General features: G+C 70.9%; 3 protein-coding genes. 1 reads left to right on the plus strand and 2 read right to left on the minus strand.

The window, feature by feature from the left end:
* Positions 1-805: UvrD-helicase domain-containing protein (locus A5646_RS05435; RefSeq protein ID WP_156765527.1), on the minus strand; the 805-nt coding region annotated here is incomplete at its 3' end.
* A 31-nt stretch (positions 806-836) separates the two neighbouring features.
* A complete protein-coding gene (locus A5646_RS05440) occupies positions 837-1,679 on the minus strand; it encodes a DUF6159 family protein (RefSeq protein ID WP_067020429.1) in 843 nt (280 codons plus the stop codon).
* A gap of 117 nt (positions 1,680-1,796) precedes the next feature.
* On the opposite strand from A5646_RS05440, the gene A5646_RS05445 reads away from it, so the two are divergent.
* Positions 1,797-2,006: a hypothetical protein gene (locus A5646_RS05445; protein WP_066867965.1), complete on the plus strand. Its 210-nt coding sequence runs from the start codon at positions 1,797-1,799 to the stop codon at positions 2,004-2,006.
* Positions 2,007-2,102 lie beyond the last annotated feature (96 nt).

Consider the following 2,102-nt stretch of genomic DNA (forward strand, 5'->3'; position numbering starts at 1 on the left):
GAACCAGCCGGGCCGCCTGCGGGTCCAGCTGTTGGGCGTCGTCGACCAACAAGACGCGGATCCGGCCGCGTTCGGCGGACAACAGCTCGGCGTCGACGGCGAACGCCTCCAGCGCGGCGCCCACCAGCTCCGCGGCGCCCAACGCGGGCGTGGTCGCCTCCGGCGCGGCCGTGCCCACCGCCGCGCGCAGCAGCATCACCTGTTCGTACTGGCGGGCGAATTGTCCGGCGGCGGTCCATTCCGGCCGCCGGCAGCGACGGCCCAACCGCTCCAATTCCTGGGGGTCCACGCCGCGTTCAGCGCAGCGCGCCAACAGGTTTCGCAGCTCGGCGGCGAATCCCGCGGTACTCAGCGCCGGGCGCAGCGGGGCCGGCCAGGCCGTCGCCGCGCGTGGCCCGTCTTCGAGGTCGCCGGCCAGCAACTCCCGGATGATGGCGTCCTGTTCGGCGCTGGTGACCAGCCGCGGCGGCGCCTCACCGGCCCGCTCGGCCGCGCGTCGCAGGACCGCGTACGCGTACCCGTGCACAGTCCGCACCAACGGCTCGCTGACCGCGGCCCGGCCGGGGCCGGCGGGTCGCGCGCGCAGCAACGCCGTCGTCAGCGCGCTGCGCTCGGCCATCCCGATCCGGCCGGAACCGGTAAGCAGCAGAACCGATTCCGGGTTGACCCCGGCGTCGATCTGGGCGACCGCCGCGTCGATCAGCAGACTGCTCTTGCCGGTGCCGGGCCCGCCGAGAATACGCAGCTGACCGCGCGCACCCGGGTCCAAGACGGTGTGCGCTTCGGGGTCCCACGTGTAGGCCATGACGGCATGACATCACGAGGGTCCGACAGATCTAGCGCGCGACGAACGCGGACTGCAGCAGCCGGTGGTCGAACCCGCCCACCGTCTCCCCGGTGACCGCGTACTGGTAGACCGCGACACGGAAGATCTGGCTCAGCGCGGTCGAGATGAACGAGATGACCACGGCGACCGCGAACGTGGCGGCCAGCACCACCAGACCCAGCGGCGCCAGACGCGCCGCGATCAGCGCGATGCCGCCGACCACGCCGCCCACCACGACCACCAGGGTCACCAGAAACGTGACCACCCCGATGGTGGCCGCCCCGGCGGCGCTCTCACCCCAGCGCGACTTGATGGTGTCCACCGAGCGGCGCAGTGACCGAAACGGCCCGGTGCCCTCGAGCGCGATCGCCGGGATGACGAAAAACGTTGCGACGGCCCACGCCGCGCCGACCAGGTCCGCGGCGAGCTTGCCCAGGGTCGGTAGGCGCTCCTCGAGCGCCTTGAGGATCAGCCCGACCGTGGTCGCCACCACCGTCCAACCCAGGATCGGACCGATCCGGCGCGCCGCGGCGGCGATGCCCTCGCCGACCCTGGTGTCCTCGCCGCGCATGGAGCGCACCGCGCAGGCGGCGAGCGCGACGTTGAAGAAGATCGCAATGAAGGCCGACACGTATGCCGTTGCCACGCCCGCGATGTAGTAGGCGGGGTCCTGGTTGTCCACGTGATGGCCGCCGAACACGCCGCGCAGCAACAGCGTCGGCGCCCAGATGGCGATCGTGGCGAGGACGGCGAACAGGGTGGACAGGATCGGGAAGAAGACGAGCGACCGGTCTTTTTTCAGGACCTGCCAGCTCTGCTGCGAAAGCGCCCAACCGCGCCTGATTCTGCCCATGACTGCTCCCGTTGGGTCGTCGAGGTGACCGAGCGGTCAGCGTACCCGGCCACGCCGCCGCCGACTCTTACCCTGGAGGCCGCAGCAGCCGGACAACGAAAGGAGGGGTGCAAGACCATGAACGACGACGAACGCGGCTTTCCCATCGACGAGGCGCCGGAAGGCGACGCGGTGGAACAACGGCGGCCTGTCGATTTTGACGACGAGACCGGTCTGGACATCGATTACGTGGCCGCCGCCGCGGACCGGGAAGCCAACGAGGCCGACGTGATCGAGCAGGCCTACATCGTCTCCACCGACGACGATCGGGAGGATGACGACCGTTAGGGGCCGCCCGCAACCCGCGACCGCGGTGGCTGGCACCATCGACTGGTGACCGCGAAGTTGCATGTACACCGCTACGGCCCGCCGGGTCCGGTGCGG

The sequence above is a fragment of the Mycobacterium sp. 1245499.0 genome (assembly GCF_001673615.1).
In the GTDB taxonomy this organism is placed as follows: domain Bacteria; phylum Actinomycetota; class Actinomycetes; order Mycobacteriales; family Mycobacteriaceae; genus Mycobacterium; species Mycobacterium europaeum_A.